16 protein-coding genes, 1 tRNA gene and 1 pseudogene are annotated in these 20,006 nt (G+C 66.6%); 8 read left to right on the top strand and 10 right to left on the bottom strand.

Annotated features, from left to right (window positions below):
• Window positions 1-72 precede the first annotated feature (72 nt).
• Window positions 73-972, bottom strand: coding sequence for a LysR family transcriptional regulator (locus FPJ27_RS35345; RefSeq protein WP_204425102.1), 900 nt, complete (start codon window positions 970-972; stop codon window positions 73-75).
• A 229-nt stretch (window positions 973-1,201) separates the two neighbouring features.
• On the opposite strand from FPJ27_RS35345, the gene FPJ27_RS35340 reads away from it, so the two are divergent.
• Together FPJ27_RS35340 and FPJ27_RS35335 are read left to right on the top strand one after the other, a co-directional pair.
• On the top strand, window positions 1,202-3,373 hold the full coding sequence (locus FPJ27_RS35340; RefSeq protein ID WP_204425100.1) for a phospholipase C, phosphocholine-specific: 2,172 nt from the start codon (window positions 1,202-1,204) through the stop codon (window positions 3,371-3,373).
• A 195-nt stretch (window positions 3,374-3,568) separates the two neighbouring features.
• A complete protein-coding gene (locus FPJ27_RS35335; RefSeq protein ID WP_072437625.1) occupies window positions 3,569-4,297 on the top strand; it encodes a phosphonate utilization associated transcriptional regulator in 729 nt (242 codons plus the stop codon).
• Window positions 4,298-4,391: 94 nt separating this feature from the next.
• Here the strand turns inward: FPJ27_RS35335 and FPJ27_RS35330 are convergent, their stop codons facing one another.
• Together FPJ27_RS35330 and FPJ27_RS35325 are read right to left on the bottom strand one after the other, a co-directional pair.
• Complete coding sequence (locus FPJ27_RS35330; protein WP_204425093.1) at window positions 4,392-5,780, bottom strand: FAD-dependent oxidoreductase; 1,389 nt, start codon at window positions 5,778-5,780, stop codon at window positions 4,392-4,394.
• 118 nt (window positions 5,781-5,898) lie between these two features.
• Window positions 5,899-6,111 (bottom strand): annotated as a pseudogene (locus FPJ27_RS35325) (2-aminoethylphosphonate--pyruvate transaminase); the annotation flags it as partial.
• Between the two features lie 205 nt (window positions 6,112-6,316).
• Between FPJ27_RS35325 and phnA the strand changes: the two are divergent.
• A complete protein-coding gene (phnA, locus tag FPJ27_RS35320) occupies window positions 6,317-7,555 on the top strand; it encodes a phosphonoacetate hydrolase (protein WP_204425091.1) in 1,239 nt (412 codons plus the stop codon).
• 29 nt (window positions 7,556-7,584) lie between these two features.
• Window positions 7,585-9,039 carry a phosphonoacetaldehyde dehydrogenase gene (gene phnY / locus FPJ27_RS35315; RefSeq protein ID WP_204425089.1) on the top strand — a complete coding sequence of 485 codons (1,455 nt, stop codon included), beginning with the start codon at window positions 7,585-7,587 and terminating at the stop codon, window positions 9,037-9,039.
• A gap of 89 nt (window positions 9,040-9,128) precedes the next feature.
• Here the strand turns inward: phnY and FPJ27_RS35310 are convergent, their stop codons facing one another.
• Both FPJ27_RS35310 and FPJ27_RS35305 read right to left on the bottom strand, forming a co-directional pair.
• Window positions 9,129-9,407, bottom strand: a complete 279-nt coding sequence (locus FPJ27_RS35310) for a hypothetical protein (RefSeq protein WP_072437623.1) — start codon at window positions 9,405-9,407, stop codon at window positions 9,129-9,131.
• Between the two features lie 358 nt (window positions 9,408-9,765).
• Entirely contained in the window at window positions 9,766-10,581 is an 816-nt protein-coding gene (locus FPJ27_RS35305; RefSeq protein WP_204425081.1) for an alpha/beta hydrolase, read from the bottom strand.
• An 81-nt stretch (window positions 10,582-10,662) separates the two neighbouring features.
• Between FPJ27_RS35305 and FPJ27_RS35300 the strand changes: the two genes are divergently transcribed.
• Complete coding sequence (locus FPJ27_RS35300; RefSeq protein ID WP_204425079.1) at window positions 10,663-11,277, top strand: CGNR zinc finger domain-containing protein; 615 nt, start codon at window positions 10,663-10,665, stop codon at window positions 11,275-11,277.
• Between the two features lie 49 nt (window positions 11,278-11,326).
• Here FPJ27_RS35300 and FPJ27_RS35295 read toward each other — a convergent pair whose 3' ends face one another.
• Together FPJ27_RS35295 and FPJ27_RS35290 are read right to left on the bottom strand one after the other, a co-directional pair.
• On the bottom strand, window positions 11,327-12,376 hold the full coding sequence (locus FPJ27_RS35295; protein ID WP_204425077.1) for a DUF3592 domain-containing protein: 1,050 nt from the start codon (window positions 12,374-12,376) through the stop codon (window positions 11,327-11,329).
• Between the two features lie 186 nt (window positions 12,377-12,562).
• Window positions 12,563-12,638 (bottom strand) — tRNA-Lys (locus FPJ27_RS35290).
• A 190-nt stretch (window positions 12,639-12,828) separates the two neighbouring features.
• Between FPJ27_RS35290 and FPJ27_RS35285 the strand changes: the two genes are divergently transcribed.
• Entirely contained in the window at window positions 12,829-13,233 is a 405-nt protein-coding gene (locus FPJ27_RS35285) for a PaaI family thioesterase (protein ID WP_072437620.1), read from the top strand.
• Window positions 13,234-13,241: 8 nt separating this feature from the next.
• Entirely contained in the window at window positions 13,242-14,108 is an 867-nt protein-coding gene (locus FPJ27_RS35280) for a patatin-like phospholipase family protein (RefSeq protein WP_204425075.1), read from the top strand.
• Window positions 14,109-14,154: 46 nt separating this feature from the next.
• On the opposite strand, the gene FPJ27_RS35275 is transcribed toward FPJ27_RS35280, so the two are convergent.
• Complete coding sequence (locus FPJ27_RS35275) at window positions 14,155-15,168, bottom strand: D-2-hydroxyacid dehydrogenase family protein (protein ID WP_072437618.1); 1,014 nt, start codon at window positions 15,166-15,168, stop codon at window positions 14,155-14,157.
• Between the two features lie 426 nt (window positions 15,169-15,594).
• Between FPJ27_RS35275 and FPJ27_RS35270 the strand changes: the two genes are divergently transcribed.
• Entirely contained in the window at window positions 15,595-16,644 is a 1,050-nt protein-coding gene (locus FPJ27_RS35270) for a LysR family transcriptional regulator (protein WP_034179362.1), read from the top strand.
• Window positions 16,645-16,773: 129 nt separating this feature from the next.
• On the opposite strand, the gene FPJ27_RS35265 is transcribed toward FPJ27_RS35270, so the two are convergent.
• Both FPJ27_RS35265 and FPJ27_RS35260 read right to left on the bottom strand, forming a co-directional pair.
• Window positions 16,774-19,398 carry a DNA topoisomerase III gene (locus FPJ27_RS35265; protein WP_204425067.1) on the bottom strand — a complete coding sequence of 875 codons (2,625 nt, stop codon included), beginning with the start codon at window positions 19,396-19,398 and terminating at the stop codon, window positions 16,774-16,776.
• 192 nt (window positions 19,399-19,590) lie between these two features.
• The gene (locus FPJ27_RS35260) at window positions 19,591-19,971 is read right to left on the bottom strand and encodes a thioredoxin family protein (protein WP_204425065.1); all 381 of its coding nucleotides are present in this window, start codon (window positions 19,969-19,971) and stop codon (window positions 19,591-19,593) included.
• Between the last annotated feature and the right edge of the window lie 35 nt (window positions 19,972-20,006).

The raw sequence follows: 20,006 nt of genomic DNA, 5'->3' as shown, positions 1-20,006 counted from the left end.
CGAGGAAATAACGAGAGAAGGCGCGGCGAAAAGCGCCAGGAAATGCGCAAAAAGCGGCGAACGCGCGGCGACTCAGCGCGCGTTCGCCCGCCGCGCCGCGTCGCGCGCCGCATGCTCCGCGGGCAGGATGCAGGCGAGGAACGCGTCGATCGCCGGGCTCTGGCGTCGCGCCTTCAGGTAGTACACGTATTCGTCGATCGTCGTGTCGATGCCGCGCAGCGCGATCACGCGCAGGTCCGGATGGCGCTCGGCTTCGCCGAGCGGAAACAGGCTGCCGCCCACGCCATGCAGGATCGCCTCGCGGATCGCTTCGCGGCTGCCGATCTCGGCGACCGACGCGGCCGCGACGCCGGCCGTCGCGAGGATCGTCTCCGTGCAGCGGCGCGTGACCGAGCCTTCCTCGCGAATCAGCAGCCGCACGTCGGCGAGCTGCACCGGATCGATCGCGTCGAAACGCGCGAGCGGATGGTTGCGATGCACGACGAGCACGAGCGGATCGGTCGAGATCACCTTGCGTTCGAGGCCGTCGGCGTCGTTGCGCTGCGACGAGACCGCGAGATCGATGCGGAATTCCTGCAGCGCCTGCAGGATCTCCTCGGAGTTGCCGATCCGGCACGTGAGCGCGATCGACGGATGCGCGTTCGAGAAGCGGCCGACCGCGTCCATGATGTAGTACGGGCCCGTCGCGCCGATCCGCAGGTGGCCTTCGAACAGGCCGCCGACGTTGCGCAGCATGATGTCGGCCTGCGCCTCGAGCGCGATCATCTTCTCGACGAGCGGCAGGAGCTCGATGCCCGTCTCGGTGACCTCGAGCTTGCGGCCGCTGCGGTAGAACAGCTCGACGCCGTACACCTGCTCGACCTGCCGGATCTGCGCGGCAATCGTCGGCTGGCTCACACCCAGGTGGCGCGCGGCGCGCGTGATGCTGCCTTGTCGGACGGTCGCGTGGAACGCCTTCAGCTGATCGAACACGACTCGGCTTCTCCTCCTCTTGATCGCGCGTCAGCGTAGCGCATGCGTGTGTCGGCCGCATGAAAGGCGCGTCGTATGCCGCTTCGAAAAAAAGCTGGGGGTAACCGCAAGAAACCTGCTGGAACCGGTCACGGCCGGGACATGCCGGTGCGGGGTAATAACGGCAACGCACCGACCGCCGGCCCCGCTCGACCGGCGCCCCACTCCTACCGACCACAGGGTCTTCTTCATGTCCTCGAACAATCGACGCGATTTCCTGCGCCTCGCCGCGCAGTCGGCCGGCGCGATGGCCGCCTACGCGGGCTTCCCGCCCGCGATCCGCAATGCGCTGGCGATGCCGGCCGCCTATCGCACCGGCACGATCCGCGACGTCGAACACGTCGTGATCTTCATGCAGGAAAACCGTTCGTTCGACCATTACTTCGGCGGCCTGCGCGGCGTGCGCGGCTTCAACGACCCGCGCCCGCACCTGCTGCCGAGCGGCGCACCGGTGTGGCAGCAGCCGCCGGCATCGGTGTTCACGAAGAACTACCATTCGCGCGGCCTCGATCCGTCGGCGCCGTACGTGCTGCCGTTCTACCTCGATCCGAAGCAGACGACCGAATTCCAGCCGGGCACCAACCACGGCTGGAGCAGCGGCCACCTCGCCTGGAACAACGGCCAGTGGGACCAATGGGTGAACCAGAAGCAGGACGTGCTGACGATGGGCTACCTGAAGCGCCAGGATCTCACGTACCACTACGCATTGGCCGACGCGTTCACGATCTGCGATTCGTACTTCTGCTCCGCGCACGCCGACACGGCGCCGAACCGCATCTACCTGTGGACCGGCACGGTCGACCCGCGCAACATCTACGGCAACCCGCCGAACGGCCCGGGCATCGGCGAGCGCGACGACGTGAACGGCTACACGTGGACGACCTACGCCGAGCGCCTCGAAAACGCGAAGGTCAGCTGGAAGGTGTACCAGGGCGGCACGGGCATCCCGGGCGACCCGACCGACAACTACACCGACAACTCGCTGATGTTCTTCAAGCGCTTCCAGGTGAAGGAAGGCGCGAGCGGCCCGCTGGTCGACAAGGGCGCGTCGGACCACACGCTCGCCGAGCTGAAGGCCGACGTGCAGGCGAACCGGCTGCCGCAGGTGTCGTGGATCGTGTCGCCGTACAAGTACAGCGAGCACCCGCAGGCATCGCCGACCGACGGCGCGTTCTACATCAACATGGTGCTCGAGGCGCTGACGTCGAACCCCGAGGTGTGGGCGAAGACGGTGTTCATCCTCAACTACGACGAGAACGACGGGCTGTTCGACCACGTCGTGCCGCCGGTGCCGCCGGTGACGAGCGGCGTGGGCGGCCAGGGCATCGTGTCGTCGAACCTGCTGTCGAACCTCGGCGACGAGCTGCTCGACCTGAACAAGTACCCGGGCGAGATGAGCCCGCTCGTGCCGGGTGCCGACCCGGGCGGCATCCAGCCGATCGGCCTCGGGCCGCGCGTGCCGCTGATCATCATCTCGCCGTGGACGAAGGGCGGCTGGGTCTGCTCGGAGACGTTCGACCATACGTCGGTGCTGCGTTTCCTCGAAGCGCGCTTCGGCGTGAAGGAGCCGAACATCAGCGCGTGGCGCCGGTCGATCTGCGGCGACCTCACGTCGGCATTCGACTTCTCCGCGCGCCCCGACACGCGCACGGTGAGCTTCACGGTGCCGCAGCACATCGCGACGGCCGGCCAGGCGTACCAAGTGCCCGCGCAGCAGTCGATGCCGGCGCAGGAGCCCGGCACGCGTCCCGCGCGTGCGCTGCCGTACGAACTGTTCGTGCACAGCCGCGTGAGCGGACACGACGACAGCGTGTCGCTCGACTTCGCGAACTCCGGCGACGCGGGCGCGGCGTTCTACGTGTACGACCGCCGCAACCCGACGACGCCGCCGCGTCGTTATGCGGTGTCCGCGCACGACCGCTTCGTCGATACGTGGAGCACGTCGGCCGCGCACGGCGAGTACCATCTCGCCGCGTACGGCCCGAACGGTTATCTGTGCGAGTTCCAGGGCAACACGCGGCTCGCCGCGGACGGCCGCCACGCGAACCCCGAGGCGAAGATCGGCTACGACGTGCGCAACCGCCACGTGTACCTGCAACTGCGCAACAGCGGGCGCGCGACGTGCCGCGTGACGGTCGACAACGCGTACAGCCATGCGCATGCGCGCACCTACACGCTGGAGCCGGGCGAACGCGTCGAGGATCACTTCGAGCTGTCGTCGAGCCACGGCTGGTACGATCTGACGATCACCGCGACGACGCTGCGCGGCGGCGACGACAAGGTCGTGCGCCGCTTCGCGGGCCACGTCGAAACGGGCCGGCCGAGCCACAGCGACCCGGGGCCGGTGAAGCACACGGCCTGACGGTCGTCACACGTCGCGCGGTTCGGGCAAGCTTCGCCCGCCGTGCGACGGCCGCCCGCCGGATGCACCCCGGCAGATGGAATTGGTTTTTGGAAACTGAAGACTGTTGACAATGTATCGGGCCGAGGGTATAGAAGGATCATTCGCCGATCCGGCGCCCTCGTTTTCACCCGCAGCCCCGCTGCCTGCCCGACCATGACTGCCCCGAACACGCTCAGTGCCATCGAACTCCTGCAAAGCCAGTCGCTCGCGATGATCGTCCAGGACATGCTCGAGCGCGCGATCGTCTCCGGCGAATACGTACCTGGCGAGAAGCTCAACGAAGTCGAGATCGCGACGAAGCTGAACGTGTCGCGCGGCCCCGTGCGCGAAGCGTTCCGCGCGCTGGAGCAGGCAGGACTGCTGCGCAACGAGAAGAACCGCGGCGTGACCGTGCGCGTCGTGCCGCTGCGCGAGGCCGAGGAGATCTACGAAGTGCGCGCGATGCTCGACGAGTCGGTCGCGCGCGCGCTCGCGAAGCGCATCTCGCCCGACACGCTGAAAGTGCTGAAAGGCATCATCCAGTCGATGAAGGGCGCCGCGAAGTCGCACGACGTCACGCGCTATACCGAGCTGAACGTGCAGTTCCACGACGCGATGGTCGTCGGCGTCGGCAATACGCATCTGACCGACACCTACCGCCGGCTCGTGCGTCAGCTCGGGCTGCTGCGCCAGGCCGCGATCGAGGCAGAGGAAGATGCGATCGCGGTGTCGGCGGCCGAGCACGACAAGATCGTGCAGGCGCTCGCGAGCGGCGACGAGGAGAAGGCCGTCGCGCTGGTGCGCGAGCACGTCGCGCATGGCCTCGCGCGGATGCGCCGCACGCACGAGCAGGGGCTGCCGGTAGCGGGCAAGGCGGCGCGGGAGAAAACCGCGCGCGCTTGACGCAGCCGCAAGAATCGCCGGATAAAACGCAAAGGGACGCCTTGCAGCGTCCCTTTTGCATTGCGTCGTTATCGTCGTCACGTCGAACGCATCGTCACGCCTTGTCGGCCTTCCCGGCCGCGCTCGCGAACTTCGCGAGCCACGTATCGACGGCCGACGGCTGCCGGTTCTCGTCCTCCGCGCGCTCCTTGCGGCGGATCGCATTGCGCACGATGTGCGCGCCGACATAGCGGATCGGCTCCGGCGGGAAATGGCCGAGCGGGCCGCGCGCGATCGGGCTGCGCGTCCACGCGTTGTCGAGGCCGAGCACGAGTGACGACAGGATCTGCCCGCCCATGTAGGTCGGCCCGACGCCGTTGCCCGAATAGCCGAAACCGTAGAACACGTTCGGCGCGTCGTCGAGGCGGCCGAAGAACGGGAAGCCCGTCACCGAGCGATCCGACGGGCCGTTCCAGCTTGCGGTGACCGGCACGCCCGCGAGCGACGGAAAGAACTCGCGCAGGCTTTGCGTGAGCTGCGCCTCGTACGGCGAGCGCCGGTCGAACACCGGCGCGATACGGCTGCGCCACGAAAACGTATTGCCGCCCTTGCCGAGCATCAGCCGCCCGTCGGCCGTCGTTCGGTAGTAGTAGACGAAGATCCGCGAATCGAGCACCGACACGCCGTCCACGAGTCCGGTCTTATCGAGCAGCTCCGGGCATTTCTCGGTGATGACCATGTCGCTCGACACGACCGCGATCGTGCGCTCGAACTGCGGGAAGCGGCTCGCCATCCACGCATTGATCGCGAACACGAGCTTGCCCGCCGCGACGCTGCCGGACGGCGTGCACACGACGGCCGGCTGCCCGGGCGTGAAGTCGAGCATCGGCGTGCGTTCATGGAGCCGGATGCCCATCGCGAGCGCGACGCGGCGCAGCCCGCGCACGAGCTTGCCGGGGTGCACGGTCGCGGCGATCGGCGAGTAGACGCCGTCGAGATTGCGCGCGGAACCCGAGCGGCGCGCGACTTCGGCGGGCGGCAGCGGCTCGTAGCTGTGGATGCCGCATGCGGCGAGCGCGTCGAGCACCGGCGCGAGGGTGCCGACCTGCGCGCGCGAAGTCGCGGTGTACAGCGTGCCGTCGAGCCGCAATTCGGCGTCGATGTCGTGTGCGCGGCAGAAATCGGCGATGTGCCGGACGGCCGCTTCCGACGCCTTCACGAGCCGGATCGCCTCGGCTTCGCCGAACAGGCGCCGCAGCGTCAGGAATTTCGCGGACCACGTGAGCAGGCAGCCGCCGTTGCGGCCGCTCGCGCCGGCGCCGCACAGGTCGGCTTCGAGTATCGCGATGTCGAGCGCCGGGTTCTGCTGCTTCGCCTGGATCGCGGTCCAGAGCCCGGTGAAGCCGCCGCCGACGATGCAGACGTCGGCCTGCGTTGCGCCCTGCAGCGCGGGGGCGAGATCGCCGTCGTTGAACAGTGCTTGTTCGATCCAGAAGGGTCGCATCGAATGGTTCTTCAGTAAGGGGCGGTATCGTGCACGGCCGGGAAACCTCGCCGCCGCGTGGCGACACACCGCGGGTTGGCTGCGCGCACGGGCACGTGGCCGGGTGCGTCGCGTCGCGTCAGGACGCCGCTCCGGCCGACACACGGCTCACGCCCATCGCCCGCAGCATGTCGGCGATCGCGGCGACGGCGCCCGGAATGCCGGCCTCGTCGAAGTGGCCGATGCAGCCGGCGCGGAACGTCTCGACTTCGGTCAGCTTGCCCGGATACGGAATGTAGTCGCGCTTTTTGACCTCCTGATAAAACCGCTTGAAGTCGTAGTTCGGTTCATCTTCGGACTCCTTGACCGAGATGCCGCGGCACGCGGCGGATGAGTCGAGCCCCCTCTTTTCACTGCGCTGCTTTGCTTTCCGTTTTCTGCATGTTGTTGACAATCTACAAATCATCAATTTTAATGTCAAGCATCGAAAACACCTCCCTTCGGCGCGGCGCGGGCGCCGACGGCTCAATCCCGTCGAACTGAAAGGAATGAACGTCATGACTGGAACGCCTGTTTCCGTGGAAGTGAACGGCCGCCGCTACAACTGGATGAGCCGGCCCGTGGTGGTGATCTGCGTCGACGGCTGCGCATACGAATATCTGGAAGAAGCGGCCGAGGCCGGCGTCGCGCCGTTCCTGCGCACGCTGCTGAAGCCCGGCACGGCGCTCAAGGGCGAATGCGTGGTGCCGAGCTTCACGAACCCGAACAACCTGTCGATCGTCACCGGCGTGCCGCCCGCGATCCACGGGATAAGCGGCAACTACTTCTACGATCGCGACACCGGCGCCGAGGTGCTGATGAACGATCCGAAGTACCTGGTCGCGCCCACCGTGCTCGCGACTTTCGCCGAACAGGGCGCGCGCGTCGCGGTCGTCACCGCGAAGGACAAGCTGCGCCGCCTGCTCGGCAAGGGGCTGAAGGGCATCTGCTTCTCGTCGGAAAAGGCAGACGAAGCGAGCCTCGAGGAAAACGGTATCGACAACGTGCTTGAGCTGGTCGGCAAACCGGTGCCGGGCGTGTACAGCGCGGATCTGTCGGAATTCGTGTTCGCGGCCGGCGTGCGCCTGCTCGAGACGCGGCCGATCGACCTGATGTACCTGTCGACGACCGACTACGTGCAGCACAAGTGCGCGCCCGGCACGCCCGGCGCGAACGCGTTCTACGCAATGATGGACAAGTACCTGCAGCGCCTCGACGCGCTCGGCGCGATCGTCGCGATCACGGCCGACCACGGGATGAACGCGAAGCACGACGCCATCACCGGCGAGCCGAACGTGATCTATCTGCAGGAACTGTTCGACGAATGGATCGGCCACGACGCGGCGCGCGTGATCCTGCCGATCACCGATCCGTACGTCGTGCACCACGGCGCGCTCGGCTCGTTCGCGACCGTCTACGTGCCGGCGTCGGCCGATGTCGATGCGCTGCGCGCGCGTCTTGCGGCGGTGGACGGTATCGAGATCGTGCTGACGGGTGCCGAGGGCTGCGCGCGCTTCGAACTGCCGCCGGCGCGGATGGGCGACCTGATCGTGATCTCGAAGCGGGACGTCGTGCTCGGCACGCGCCGCATCAAGCACGACCTGTCGGGGCTCGACGTGCCGCTGCGCTCGCACGGCGGGGTCTCCGAGCAGATCGTGCCGCTGATCTTCAGCAAGCCGGTCGCCGCCGACGTCACGGGCCGCGCGCGGCTACGCAACTTCGACATCATCGACATCGCGCTCAACCATCTGCAGTGATGCGCATGCATCCGCAAGGGGACACACTCATGAACGTCATTGCGGCCTCGACGGCCGTCCGCGAGATTCGTCGCGAAGCACTGCGAATCGACGGCGAACGGGTTCACCGGGATGCGGTGATCGACGTGCGCAACCCGTACGATGGCTCGCTGGTCGGCACCGTGCCGAAGGCGACGCTGGAAGACGTGCGGCGCGCATTCGCGGTCGCGCGCGCATACCGGCCGACGCTCACGCGCCACGAGCGTGCGGCGATCCTGCGCCGCGCGGCCGACATCGTGCGCTCGCGCACTGCCGAGATCGCGGCGCTGATCACGGCCGAGGCCGGGTTGTGCATCAAGGATTCGACGTACGAAGCGGGCCGCGTGGCCGACGTGCTGACGTTCGGCGCCGGTGAAGTGCTGAAGGACGACGGGCAGATCTTCTCATGCGATCTGACGCCGCACGGCAAGAAGCGCCGCGTGTATACGCAGCGTGATCCGCTGCTCGGCGTGATCTCCGCGATCACGCCGTTCAACCACCCGATGAACCAGGTCGCGCACAAGATCGTGCCGGCGGTCGCGACCAACAACCGGATCGTCGTCAAGCCGTCGGAGAAGGTGCCGCTGTCGTGCTACCTGTTCGCGGACATCCTGTACGAAGCCGGCCTGCCGCCGCAGATGCTGCAGGTGCTCACCGGCGACCCGACGGAGATCGCGGACGAACTGATCACGAACCCGGCGATCGACCTGATCACGTTCACCGGCGGCGTATCGATCGGCAAGTCGATCGCCGCGCGAATGGGTTACCGGCGCGCGGTGCTCGAACTCGGCGGCAACGATCCGATCATCGTGATGGAGGACGCGGATCTCGACGAAGCGAGCACGCTCGCGGTGTCGGGCTCGTACCGGAACTCGGGGCAGCGCTGCACGGCGATCAAGCGGATGCTCGTGCACGAAGCGGTGGCCGATCGTTTCACCGAACTGGTCGTCGAGAAGACGCGCGCGTGGTCGTACGGGAATCCGTCGGATCCGTCGGTCGACATGGGCACCGTGATCGACGAAGCGGCCGCGAAGTTCTGCGAGCAGCAGGTGAACGACGCGATCGCGCGCGGTGCGCGGCTGCTGGTCGGCAACGTGCGCGACGGCGCGCTGTATTCGCCGACGGTAATCGATCGCGTGACGCCCGACATGCCGCTGGTGAAGCATGAAACCTTCGGCCCCGTGTCGCCGATCATGCGCTTTCGCGACATCGACGAAGCGATCCGGATGTCGAACAGCACCGACTATGCGCTGTCGTCGTCGGTTTGCACGAACCGCTTCGACAACATCACGCGCTTCATCACCGAGCTGGAAGTCGGCAGCGTGAACGTGCGCGAGGTGCCGGGCTACCGGCTCGAGCTGACGCCGTTCGGCGGCGTGAAGGATTCGGGGCTCGGCTACAAGGAAGGTGTACAGGAAGCGATGAAGAGCTTCACGAATACGAAGACGTATTCGCTGCCGTGGTGAGCGGCGCGTGATGCGGACGCGCCGGCTCGAAGGCCGGTGCGCGGAATTTCCCCCGGCGGGACGCGGCCGCGACGGCCGCCAGGCGACGGTCAATCGCCATCGTCGTGGTGGTGATGACGCCAGCCGCGATGCCAGCCGTTGTCGTGCCGGTAGTAGCGGTAACGGTAGTCGCCATAGTACGGGCCGTAATAAACGGGTGCCGGCTCGTACACGACGGGCGGTGGCGGCGCGTAGTAGACCGGCGGCGGTGCTTCGATCACGGGCCCCGGCACGCCGAAATACACGCCGATGTCGGCACGCGCGAATGCGCTTGCCGACAGGCAGGCGGCCGCGATGCCGAGGGCGCAGGACAACAGGATGCGTTTCATTTGCCGTTCCCTCCGTTCGCGGGCGGCAAGGCCCGCGAGCAATCGGTTCACCTGTCTTCATGGTATGTAGCGTGAGCCGAATGGGTGATACCGCGTTGTCGTTTCTGTAACCGCCGGTAACGAATCGTCGGACGATTGCCGCACTGCATCGCGACGGATTTCGTCTGCGGAATGCGTGGCTGGCCGGCGCGTTATTCGACGCGCTCATATCGTCAGCGGATTTGTTTTTGCCGGGCATCGGCGCGTCGGTAGAATTCGCGGACTCGGCCGGCCGCGCGACCCGCGCACCGCGAAGTTCATCGCGACGCTCGCGCAACGCGTGCCGGCTTTCTGACGCGATATACGATTCCTGCGATGCTCAGCCCTGCGCTTGCCCGTCGAGCACCGCTGCGACGATCGCCTCCGGCGCATCTTCCTGTACGAGATGGCCTGCGCGCGGCACCCGGATCAATTCGCCGTTCGCGATGTGATCGGCGAGCGCCTGCCCCTGTTCGAGCGGAATCCACGCATCGTCCTCGCCCCACACGATGCGCACCGGAAAGTCCGGCGGCGCGTATCGAGCCTCCGCTTCCTCGATGTAGCGCTGGCGCATCTGCGCGATCTGGCGATAGAACGCGGATTGTCCGGCCGGCGTGAGCCACGGCGAACGGTAGATCGACAGCGCATCGTCGCTCAGTGGCTGTGCCACGGCATTGCCGATGTAGGCCGATACGAGCGCGTGATGCGCATACGCCGGCAATCCGCTGAACGCGGCCTCATGCTGCGCGACGTGGCGCACGAACGGCGAACCCTGCGGCGCGATCGCGAGCGGGTTCACGAGCGTGAGGTCCGCATACGGGATGCCGTCGAGGAAGTGTGCGCGCAGCACGGTCGCACCGCCGTAGTCATGCGCGAGCACACGCGGGCGCGCAATTCTCCATTCATCCAGCATCGCGCCGAACAGCACGTTCTGGCGGCCGAGCGACACATCCGCGTCCGGCATGTCGGACTGGCCATAGCCGAGCAGATCGTAGAAGTACACGCGATGACGCCGCGCGAGCCACGGCGCGATCCGGCGCCACACCTGCGATGAAAACGGCGTGCCGTGCACGAGCACGAGCGGCGGGCCTTCGCCGAGCATGCCCCACGCAATCCGGTGGCCTTCGAACATGAAGCGGTTGGCGAGTTCGAGCATCGGCATCTCCGTGATAACCTGTTTTTGCTGTAAACAGGTTACTCCGGATTGCCTGGACATGAAACCGATAGGTGAAAATAAATGGTTACTCGATACGAGCCTGCGCGACACGCGCACGAATGGGGCGCGGCCGATTTCGTCGGCGGCCATCCGGCGCTCGACTTCCTGAACACGGTGGCCGATACGGGCAAGACGCGCGACGAGGACAAGCTCGTCGACTGGTCGGCCGTGCGCGCGTGGGCCGGGAAAGCGGGATTGCTGGCGCCGGCCGATCTGGCGCGGCTTCTGCGTCATGCGCGGCAGGACGGCCCGGACGAGCTGGCGGCGCTGCATCGTTTTCGCGAGGATGCGTACGCCGCGATTGCGCACCTGACGGCCGGGGGCGGCGGCAGCGCCGGTGCGCGTGCGGCGGGCCGGCTCGCCGTCGCGATCCGCGATGCGATCGGGCGCAGCGCGTTCGACGCGGTCGACGGCCGGTTCGCGTGGCGGCCCGATGCGCGCGCCGCGTCGCGCTGGATCGATGCGGCCGCGCTCGGTTTCGAGCATCTGCTGCGCAGCGACGATTTCGCGCGCGTGCGGCAGTGCGGCCGTTGCACGTGGTTCTTCGTCGATCGGGGCCGCGGCGTCGGGCGGCGCTGGTGCGACATGCGCACGTGCGGGAATCGCGCGAAGGTGGAGGCGTTCAGGGAACGGTGAAGCGCGCGCCGTTACGGTTGCCGCGCCGCGCGCGGCCGGCGCGCGAGCGTCATTGAGCGGCTTCGTGCGGCCGATGGTCCGGCCATAGCGTTGCGGCGACGAACAGCCCGGCCGCGAGGAACGGCGCGCCGATCGCGAACAGGATGGCCGTGAGGCCCCAGCGATCCCAGAAGCGGTCGACGACCGCGCGTTCGGGAGTGACGGGGTCGTACAGCACGTTGACCGCTTCGCCTTCGCGCAGGCCCGGATGCGACGACGCCGCGCCCTGGGCGAACGTGATCTGGCGCCCGCTGTCGGTCGTGAACGCGACGATTGCCGAATACAGCGATGTGCGCGCCCGGGACGACCGCGCGTTCTTCGCGATATCGACGACGTGGCCGGTCGAGTGCGCATAGTAGCGGACGATCTGCCACTGACGCAGGCCGGCCGCACCGGCACCGGCGAGGAAGCCCGTGCCGATCGCGATCGGAATCAGCACGATCGCGATATCCCAGCGGCGCCGCGCCTGCTTGCGTGCGGCGCGGGCCGGCGGCGGGTCGGACGGCCGGCGGCGGCGCTCGCCGGCGATCAGCAGGCCGCCGATCGCGAACGACGCGATGGCGAGCAGCGTGGGCACCGCAACCGGAAACCAGCGTTGCGCGAAATCGTCGATCAGTGCGAGGCGGTCGGGATGGGCGGGGTCGAGCAGGATGTCGACGCTCTCGCCGATGTCGTACGCGGGGACGGTCGACGCGGTATTGCCGGCGATTTCGCGGCGCTGGCCGTCGTTCGCGAGGTAGGCGACGATCGGCCGGTACGCGCGCATCGCGTCGCTGTCCTGCACGATGCGCACGACCGTGCCCGGCGCGCGGACCAGATGGCCGGTCGCGCGGCCGGTCGTGACCGCGAGTACGGCTGCGAGCACGAGCAGCACGACGCCGAGCGCCAGCGCGGCGAGCGCGTCCTTACCCGGCATGACCGGATCCGGCTGGTGCGTCGCGCGGCGGATTCGGGTGCGATCGGGTGAATGGCGTGTCCCGACGGACAGGCCGATATCGGCGCAACCAGGCCCTCTGAATGGTCGCGTCTCGTTCACATGCTTCCATGTATGACGTCCCATGTTCTCTCTGTGCCGGCGGGCAAACGACAGTACCTGCGCCGGTCGTGTGATATTTGTCGGACGATTCTAGCGGAAACGGTGCGGAAGGGGCGTGCGGATGTGCGCGCGCGAGGAGGCGCGCCACGAACGTGGCGCGCGGAAATGAAAAAGGCCGGTCAGCTTTCGCTGACCGGCCTTTTGAATTCCTGGTGGGGCGTGAGTGACTCGAACACTCGACCTACGGATTAAGAGTCCGCTGCTCTACCAACTGAGCTAACGCCCCCAACAGAAGAAAGATTATGCATGGGTTTTCAGGACATGGCAAGCCATTTGTGCAAATTTCCTGAAAATATTTCGTCACGCCAACGGCGGCCGTCGCCGCGGTAACGAGCGGTCGCAGTTTGCGCGCTCCCGGTATGATGACGCCACACGCGTTGCGCGGCGGTCGCGCAACGTTTTCTGGACATTCGAAGATGGACGAAAACGCAGTCCGCGAATTGCTGGATCGCCTGCTGGCCCCGTGGGTCCGCTCGCTCGGTCTGGTCCCCGTGTCGATCGGCGACGACAGCGTCACGATGCGCCTGCCGTTTTCCGGCGAATTCCGCCATTCGGGCGGCGTGATCTGCGGCCAGGTGTTCACGGCGGCCGCCGACACCGCGATGGTGGTCGCGATCTCGGTCGCGCTCGGCGAGTTCCGGCCGATGACGACCGTGTCGCTGAACACGAACTTCATGCGCCCCGTGCGCAAGGGCGACGTGCTCGTCACCGCGCGCGTGCTGCGGATGGGCCGCAACCTCGTGTTCGGCGAAGTCGAGCTGTTCGACGAGGACGGCAAGATGGCCGTCCACGCGACGTCGACCTACGCGCTCGTCAGCTGAGCGGCGCGATGTTCGACCAGATCGTTTTTGCGGGCGGCGGCAATCGCTGCTGGTGGCAGGCCGGCTTCTGGGACGTCGCGCAACCGGCGCTCGGGCTGCGCCCGCGCGTGATCACCGGCATCTCGGCCGGCGCGGCGACCGCGTGCATGCTGTATACGCGCGACGCCGCGTGGGTGATGCGCTATTACGAAGAGGCGCTGCGCCACAACCGGAAGAACGCTTACTGGGGCAACCTGTTCGGGCGCGAGCCCGTGTTTCCGCATTACCGGATTTATCGCCAGGCATTGCTCGACATCTACGGCGAACCGTTCGCGAAGCTGGCCGAGGCGCCGGAGATCCGCATCGGCGTGTCGCACGTGCCGCGCTGGCTCGGTGCGCGCAGTGCGGTCGCCGCCGGCCTCGTCGCGTACAACATCGAGAAATACGTGCGCAAGACGCTGCATCCGACGCTCGGGCGCGCGCTCGGCTTTCGGCCTGAATTCGTGCGGGCGCAGGCCTGCACGCAAGTCGACGAACTCGCCGACCTGATCCTGCAGTCGTCCTGCACGCCGCCGTTCACGCCGGTGCTGCGCCGCGGCGGCCGGCCCGTGCTCGACGGCGGAATGGTCGACAACGTGCCGGTCGACGCGCTCGACCCGTCGCCGGGCGACGTGCTGGTGCTCGTCACGCGGCTGTATCCGCGTCCGCAGATGTTCACGGTCGCGCACGGCGACCAGCGGCGGCTGTACGTACAGCCGTCGAGCAAGGTGCCGATTTCGAGCTGGGATTACACGAGCCCGTCGCAGATGCGGCATGCGTACGACCTCGGGCGGCGCGACGGCGAGCATTTCCTCACGCGCGTCGGTGCGATGACAGGCGGCCGCGTGGCCGCCTGATGGCGGGGAATGGAGCAGGGGCCGCGCGGGTGCGCAGCCCGCGCGATCAGCGCTTGCGGATCGGCGTCAGCGCTTCCGGATTGGCGACGCTCGACATGTCGCCGTCGTCGAACGCGAGGATGTTCCTGAACGCCGCACTGAAATAGAGCTCGTAGCTTTCGCGTTCGACATAGCCGATGTGCGGCGTGCAGATCACGTTCTCCATCCGCAGCAGGCTGTAGCCCTGCAGGATCGGCTCGCTCTCGAACACGTCGATCGCGACCATCCCCGGACGGTTGTGCGACAGCGCGTTGACGAGCGCGTTTTCCTCGAGCAGCTCCGCACGGCTCGTGTTGACGAGCAGCGACGTCGGCTTCATCCGCATCAGGTCTTCCTGCTTGACGATCCCGCGCGTGTCGTCGTGCATGCGCAGGTGCAGCGACAGCACGTCGCTCTGCTCGAACAGCGCCTCGCGGCTCTCGGCGGCCGTGTAGCCGTCGGCGCGCGCGGCTTCGAGCGAATGCTCGCGGCCCCAGATCAGCACGTTCATCCCGAACGCCTTGCCGTAGCCGGCGACCAGCCGGCCGATCTTGCCGTAGCCCCAGATGCCGAGCGTCTGGCCGCGCAGCACCTGGCCGAGGCCGAAGTTCGGCGGCATCGCCGACGTCTTCAGGCCCGACTGCTGCCATGCGCCCTGCTTCAGGTTCGCGACGTACTGCGGAATGCGGCGCTGGGCGGCCATCACCAGCGCCCAGGTCAGCTCGGCGGGTGCGACCGGCGAACCCGTGCCTTCGAGCACCGCGATGCCGCGGTCGGTACACGCTTCGAGGTCGATGTGGCTCGAGATGCGGCCGGTCTGGCTGATCATGCGCAGGTTCGGCAGCTTGGCGAGCAGTTGCGACGAAATCGGGGTCCGTTCACGAATCAGCACGAGCGCCTCGACTTCGGCCAGACGGCTTGCGAGCTGCCCCAGGCCGCGCACCGTATTGTTGAAGACCTTCACGTCGTGGTCGGCAAGCATCTCGAAGCAGTTCAGCTTGCGGACGGCGTCCTGGTAGTCGTCGAGGATGGCAATTTTCATGGTGAACGGGTGTCGCGCGTTGAAAGCGGCAGTGGCGGCGGCGCACGTCGCGCACCCGTCCCGCCCGGCCGGGGCCGACATGATGCTACGTCGGCCGCGTTCGTGGTGTCTTTTTAACAGGTTGTTACGCTCCGCCGCAATTGGCGGCAGCCACACCCGGCGCCGCTTGCGTGCGGTGCGCAAGGGTGCGCTGTTGTGTCGCATCAAATACGTCCTTCCTGATTCGGCCGCTTACTCGACGAGGTTCACCCAATTGTTGCTTCAATCAGAATAGTTGGATCAACTATCCGCAAATGGCGAGGATTTTTGACTATTTTTATCGTCAACCGGTGCCTTGTTGAGCAACTCTGCATCATTTCCGCTGTCGTAGGAGAATTACGCATTTGCTTCATCTTTTTGAAGTTGTAACAGCGGCAGGAGTCGTTTATGGATCATTTGCAGTCGATGCGCGTGTTCGTCAAGGTTGCAGATCTCGGCAGTTTTGCGCGGGCCGCGAGTGCAATGGATATTTCCAACGCGGTCGCGACGCGTCACGTCGCCGATCTGGAAGGCCGCCTCGGCACGCGTTTGCTGAACCGCACCACGCGCAGCCTTTCCCTGACGGAGTCGGGCCAGGTCTATCTGGAGCGTGCTCGCCAGATCCTCGATGAGCTCGAGGATGTCGAGCAGATGGTCGTTGCGCGCAATCACGAGCCGGTCGGCACGCTGCGCATCGTCGCGCCGGTCGTGTTTGGCCTGCATAACCTCGCGCCCGTGTTGCAGACGTACACGGAGAATTTCCCGAAAGTGGTGCCGGATCTCACGCTGGTCGACCGGCAGGTCGATCTCGTCGAGGAAGGCTTCGATGTCGGCATCGTCGTCACGCGACAGATGCGCAGCGCGAGCATCGTCACGCGGCGGCTGACCACAGGCTGCATGACCGTGTGCGCGACGCCGAGCTATCTGGAGAAGCACGGCGTGCCGACCCATCCGGAGCAGCTCGTCGCGCACCCGAGCCTGAGCCTGCCGGCCGAATACTGGGGCGACGAGCGCGTGTTCACGGGGCCGGACGGCGAAGTGCGCGTGCGCCCGACCAACGTGATCGTCGCGAACAACACCGCGATGCTGCGCCAGTTCGCGCTGCTTGGGATGGGCGTCGCGATCCTGCCGAGCTACCTGATCGGCAGCGACATCGCGCGCGGCGCGCTGGTGCGGCTGCTGCCGGATTTCCGGCTGCCGCAGGTCGAAATCAATATCGCTTACCCGAGCCGGCGCCATTTGCCCGCGAAGGTGCGCACGTTCATCGACCACCTCGTCGAATATTTCAGCCACTCGACCGATGCGACGATCGGCGAGCAGTGGGCTGCGCAGGGTGCGACGCTAGCGCCGATCGGCGTAGAGACGCGTGCGGAGCAGCCCGAATCGGCCGACCCGAACCTGTCGCCGCGCCTGCCGCGTTCGACACGCACGCGCGTCGCGGTGCCGTCGCCGCTGTAACGGCGCGACGGCCGGGCGGCCGTTGCCGCCGGCACAAAGAAAAAACGCGGATCGAGCGATCGATCCGCGTTTTTTTTATGGCTGTATGCCGGAGCCCGATGCGCCGGGGGAGCCCCGGCGACCTGGCCGTTACGAGCCCGTCTTGCGCGCCGTCGTCTTGCGGGCGGCGGTCTTCGTCGCTGCGGTCTTGGCGGCGGTCTTGCGCGCCGGTGCCGGTTTCTCTTCGGCGCCTTCCGTCACGGTTTCGGCATCCTTCGTCGCCGATTTTGCCGTCTTCTTCGCGGCAGCGGCCTTCGGTTCCTTCTTCTCGAACTCGAAGCCGATCTTGCCGTCCGGCTGCTTCACGAGGAACGCCTTGAAGTTGCGGCCGGTGCGCGACGACTTGAAGTTCGGCAGCAGGTCCGTGCGGCCGTCGGCAAGCAGCTTGCCCATCTGCTCGCGCGTGATTTCCTGCTGCAGGATCACCTTGCCCGAGCGGAAGTCGCAGGTCTTCGGGTTGGCGACCGAGTGCTCGCACACGTAGCTCATCCCGTGCTCGAACACGCGGCCCTTGCACTTCGGGCACGCGCCGACCGGCTCCTGCGCGGAGAAGTCGGGCGCTTCGCCTTCCTCGCCGCCCTGGTCCTGGCCGAAATCGAACTCGAGCTTGTAGTTCTTCGTCTCGTCGTCGAAGGACAGCTTGAGGATCGCCGAGAACGGGCGGCCCATCTTGCTGCGGAACCCGGACAGCGGACCGATTTCCTTCTTCTGCAGCAGCTCCTCGACTTCGGGGATCTCGAACTGCCGGCTGCCCGGGATCTTCGAGATCGAGAACTCGCACTTCGTGCACGCGAAGCGGCGGTAATTTTCCTTCACCTGGCCGCCGCAGTTCGGGCACGGCGTCTCGAGCGTCGCGTAGTCGCCGGGAATCGTGTCGGAATCGTATTCCTTCGCGCGCTTGACGATCTGCTGCGTCATGCGGGCGATTTCCTGCATGAACGCGTCGCGCCCGAGGTTGCCGCGCTCCATCTGCGACAGCTTGTATTCCCATTCGCCGGTGAGCTCCGGCGCGGTCAGCTCCTTCACGCCGAGCCCGCGCAACAGCGTCATCAGCTGGAATGCCTTCGCGGTCGGGATCAGCTCGCGGCCTTCGCGCAACAGGTATTTCTCGCCGAGCAGGCCTTCGATGATCGCCGCTCGAGTGGCCGGCGTGCCGAGGCCCTTCGCGGCCATCGCCTCGCGCAGCTCGTCGTCCTCGACGAGCTTGCCCGCGCCTTCCATCGCGGACAGCAGCGTCGCTTCCGAGTAGCGTGCGGGCGGCTTCGTCACGAGCGCGACGGCGGCGATTTCGTCCGTCTTCACTTTCTCGTTCTTCTGCACCGGCACGAGGTTCGCGTCCGCGCCTTCGGCGTCGCGGCCATACACCTGCAGCCAGCCCGGCTCGACGAGCACCTTGCCTTCGGTCTTGAAGTGATGGCCGGCGACTTCGGTGATCCGCGTCGTGACGCGGAATTCGGCCGCCGGGAAGAACACGGCGAGGAAGCGCTTCACGACCAGGTCGTACAGCTTCTGCTCCGGCTCGGACAGCGACTTCGGCGCCTGCAGCGTCGGGATGATTGCAAAGTGGTCGCTGATCTTCGAGTTGTCGAAGATCCGCTTGTTCGGCTTCACCCAGCCCTTGTCGAGCACCTGCTTCGCATGCGGCAGGTAGTTGTTGCTCTCCTTGAGCATCTCGAGCGTGGACTGGACCGTCGAAAGGTAGTCTTCCGGCAGCGCGCGTGCGTCGGTACGCGGGTAGGTCAGCACCTTGTGCTTTTCATACAGCGCCTGCGCGAGGCCGAGCGTGTTCTTCGCGGAGAAGCCGAAGCGGCCGTTCGCCTCGCGCTGCAGGCTCGTCAGGTCGAACAGCAGCGGCGACAGCTGTGTCGACGGCTTCGATTCCTCGGAGACCGTGCCGACCTGGTCGCGACATGCGGCGACGATCGTTTCGGCAGCCGGCAGGCTCCACAGGCGGGAGTCGCGTTTCTCCGGATCGAATTCGTCGCGCTTGAATTTCGGGTCGTACCACTTGCCTTCATAGAAACCGCCCGCGCACGCGAATGCGGCCTTCACTTCCCAGTAGTCGCGCGGGATGAAGCGGCGGATTTTCTCTTCGCGTTCGACGACGATCGACAGCGTTGGCGTCTGAACGCGACCGACTGTCGTCAGGAAGAAGCCGCCGCCCTTGCTGTTGAACGCGGTCATCGCGCGGGTGCCGTTGATCCCGACGAGCCAGTCGGCTTCCGAGCGGCAGCGTGCGGCGTCGGCGAGCGGCTGCATGTCCGTGTCGCTGCGCAGGTTCGCGAAACCGTCGCGGATCGCCTGCGGCGTCATCGACTGCAGCCACAGGCGCTGGACCGGCTGCTTCGCCTTCGCGTGCTGCGCGATCAGGCGGAAAATCAGTTCGCCCTCGCGCCCCGCGTCACATGCGTTGATCAGGCGGTCGACGTCCTTGCGCTTCATCAGCTTGGTGAGCACCTTGAGGCGCGACTCGCTTTTTGCGATCGGGTTCAGGTCGAAATGCGGGGGGATGACGGGCAGATGCGCGAAGCTCCATTTCCCGCGCTTGACCTCGTACTCTTCCGGGGCGGCGATTTCGAGCAAGTGGCCGACAGCGGACGAAAGGACGAATTCGTCGCTCTCGTAGTATTCGTCATGCTTTGTAAAGCCGCCCAAAGCGCGCGCGATGTCGTTCGCGACAGAAGGCTTTTCCGCAATGATCAGTGCTTTGGACATGACAGGTGTGTGATGGTAGACCGGGTTCGCCGGTTGTGGGTCCCTTTTACGACCGCTTTATAGCACACGCCGAAGCGACGGCGGCTCGGCGTGTAAAAAGCGGCTCATCATAGAGGGGGGCTGCAACGGCGGCAAGCGCCCGGCGCGGCGGGGCGCGCAAATGCGCGAAAAACCGCCGGGCGGGGCGCGAATTCAGGCTTCGACGTTCAGGACGTTGCGCAATTTCGGTGCGTGCGGCGCACCGGGTACCGCGCTCAGGTCGGACAGCATTCGTTCGACGATCGCCGCGTGCGGCAGCACCGTGCCGAAGAAGCGTGCGGTGTTGGCATCCTCGATCAGGATCGTCGGGAAGTTCTCGACGTCGAGATCGTCGAGGCGGTCGGCATGCGTTTCGATGTCGATCCAGGCGAAGCAGGCGTCGGGATGCGCGTCGGCGAGCTGGTCGAAGGCCGCCCGGTAGTCGCGGCACGTGCCGCACCACTCGGCGCACAGGCAGGCGACGAGCAACGTGCCGGGATCGGCGAGGCGCTCGGCGATCCGATCCGCATCGGTGTCGAGATTCAGCGCGGGCATGGATTTCCTTGAGTATCGTCGGCGGCGCGGCCGCC

This window comes from Burkholderia sp. MS455 (assembly GCF_016899445.1).
GTDB classification, from domain to species: Bacteria; Pseudomonadota; Gammaproteobacteria; order Burkholderiales; family Burkholderiaceae; genus Burkholderia; species Burkholderia pyrrocinia_C.
The sequence above is the reverse complement of the archived record's forward strand: the minus strand, read 5'-3'. Positions and strand labels throughout refer to the sequence as shown.

Excerpts from the sequence above, each read along its gene's own strand:
- FPJ27_RS35305 (WP_204425081.1), bottom strand. The coding sequence starts at position 10,581 with ATGCTCGAACTCGCCAACCGCTTCATGTTCGAAGGCCACCGGATTGCG.
- FPJ27_RS35285 (WP_072437620.1), top strand. The coding sequence starts at position 12,829 with ATGGACGAAAACGCAGTCCGCGAATTGCTGGATCGCCTGCTGGCCCCG.
- FPJ27_RS35260 (WP_204425065.1), bottom strand. The coding sequence starts at position 19,971 with ATGCCCGCGCTGAATCTCGACACCGATGCGGATCGGATCGCCGAGCGC.
- FPJ27_RS35295 (WP_204425077.1), bottom strand. The coding sequence starts at position 12,376 with ATGGGACGTCATACATGGAAGCATGTGAACGAGACGCGACCATTCAGA.
- phnA (WP_204425091.1), top strand. The coding sequence starts at position 6,317 with ATGACTGGAACGCCTGTTTCCGTGGAAGTGAACGGCCGCCGCTACAAC.
- FPJ27_RS35275 (WP_072437618.1), bottom strand. The coding sequence starts at position 15,168 with ATGAAAATTGCCATCCTCGACGACTACCAGGACGCCGTCCGCAAGCTG.
- FPJ27_RS35300 (WP_204425079.1), top strand. The coding sequence starts at position 10,663 with ATGGTTACTCGATACGAGCCTGCGCGACACGCGCACGAATGGGGCGCG.
- FPJ27_RS35340 (WP_204425100.1), top strand. The coding sequence starts at position 1,202 with ATGTCCTCGAACAATCGACGCGATTTCCTGCGCCTCGCCGCGCAGTCG.
- phnY (WP_204425089.1), top strand. The coding sequence starts at position 7,585 with ATGAACGTCATTGCGGCCTCGACGGCCGTCCGCGAGATTCGTCGCGAA.
- FPJ27_RS35330 (WP_204425093.1), bottom strand. The coding sequence starts at position 5,780 with ATGCGACCCTTCTGGATCGAACAAGCACTGTTCAACGACGGCGATCTC.
- FPJ27_RS35280 (WP_204425075.1), top strand. The coding sequence starts at position 13,242 with ATGTTCGACCAGATCGTTTTTGCGGGCGGCGGCAATCGCTGCTGGTGG.
- FPJ27_RS35265 (WP_204425067.1), bottom strand. The coding sequence starts at position 19,398 with ATGTCCAAAGCACTGATCATTGCGGAAAAGCCTTCTGTCGCGAACGAC.
- FPJ27_RS35310 (WP_072437623.1), bottom strand. The coding sequence starts at position 9,407 with ATGAAACGCATCCTGTTGTCCTGCGCCCTCGGCATCGCGGCCGCCTGC.
- FPJ27_RS35335 (WP_072437625.1), top strand. The coding sequence starts at position 3,569 with ATGACTGCCCCGAACACGCTCAGTGCCATCGAACTCCTGCAAAGCCAG.
- FPJ27_RS35270 (WP_034179362.1), top strand. The coding sequence starts at position 15,595 with ATGGATCATTTGCAGTCGATGCGCGTGTTCGTCAAGGTTGCAGATCTC.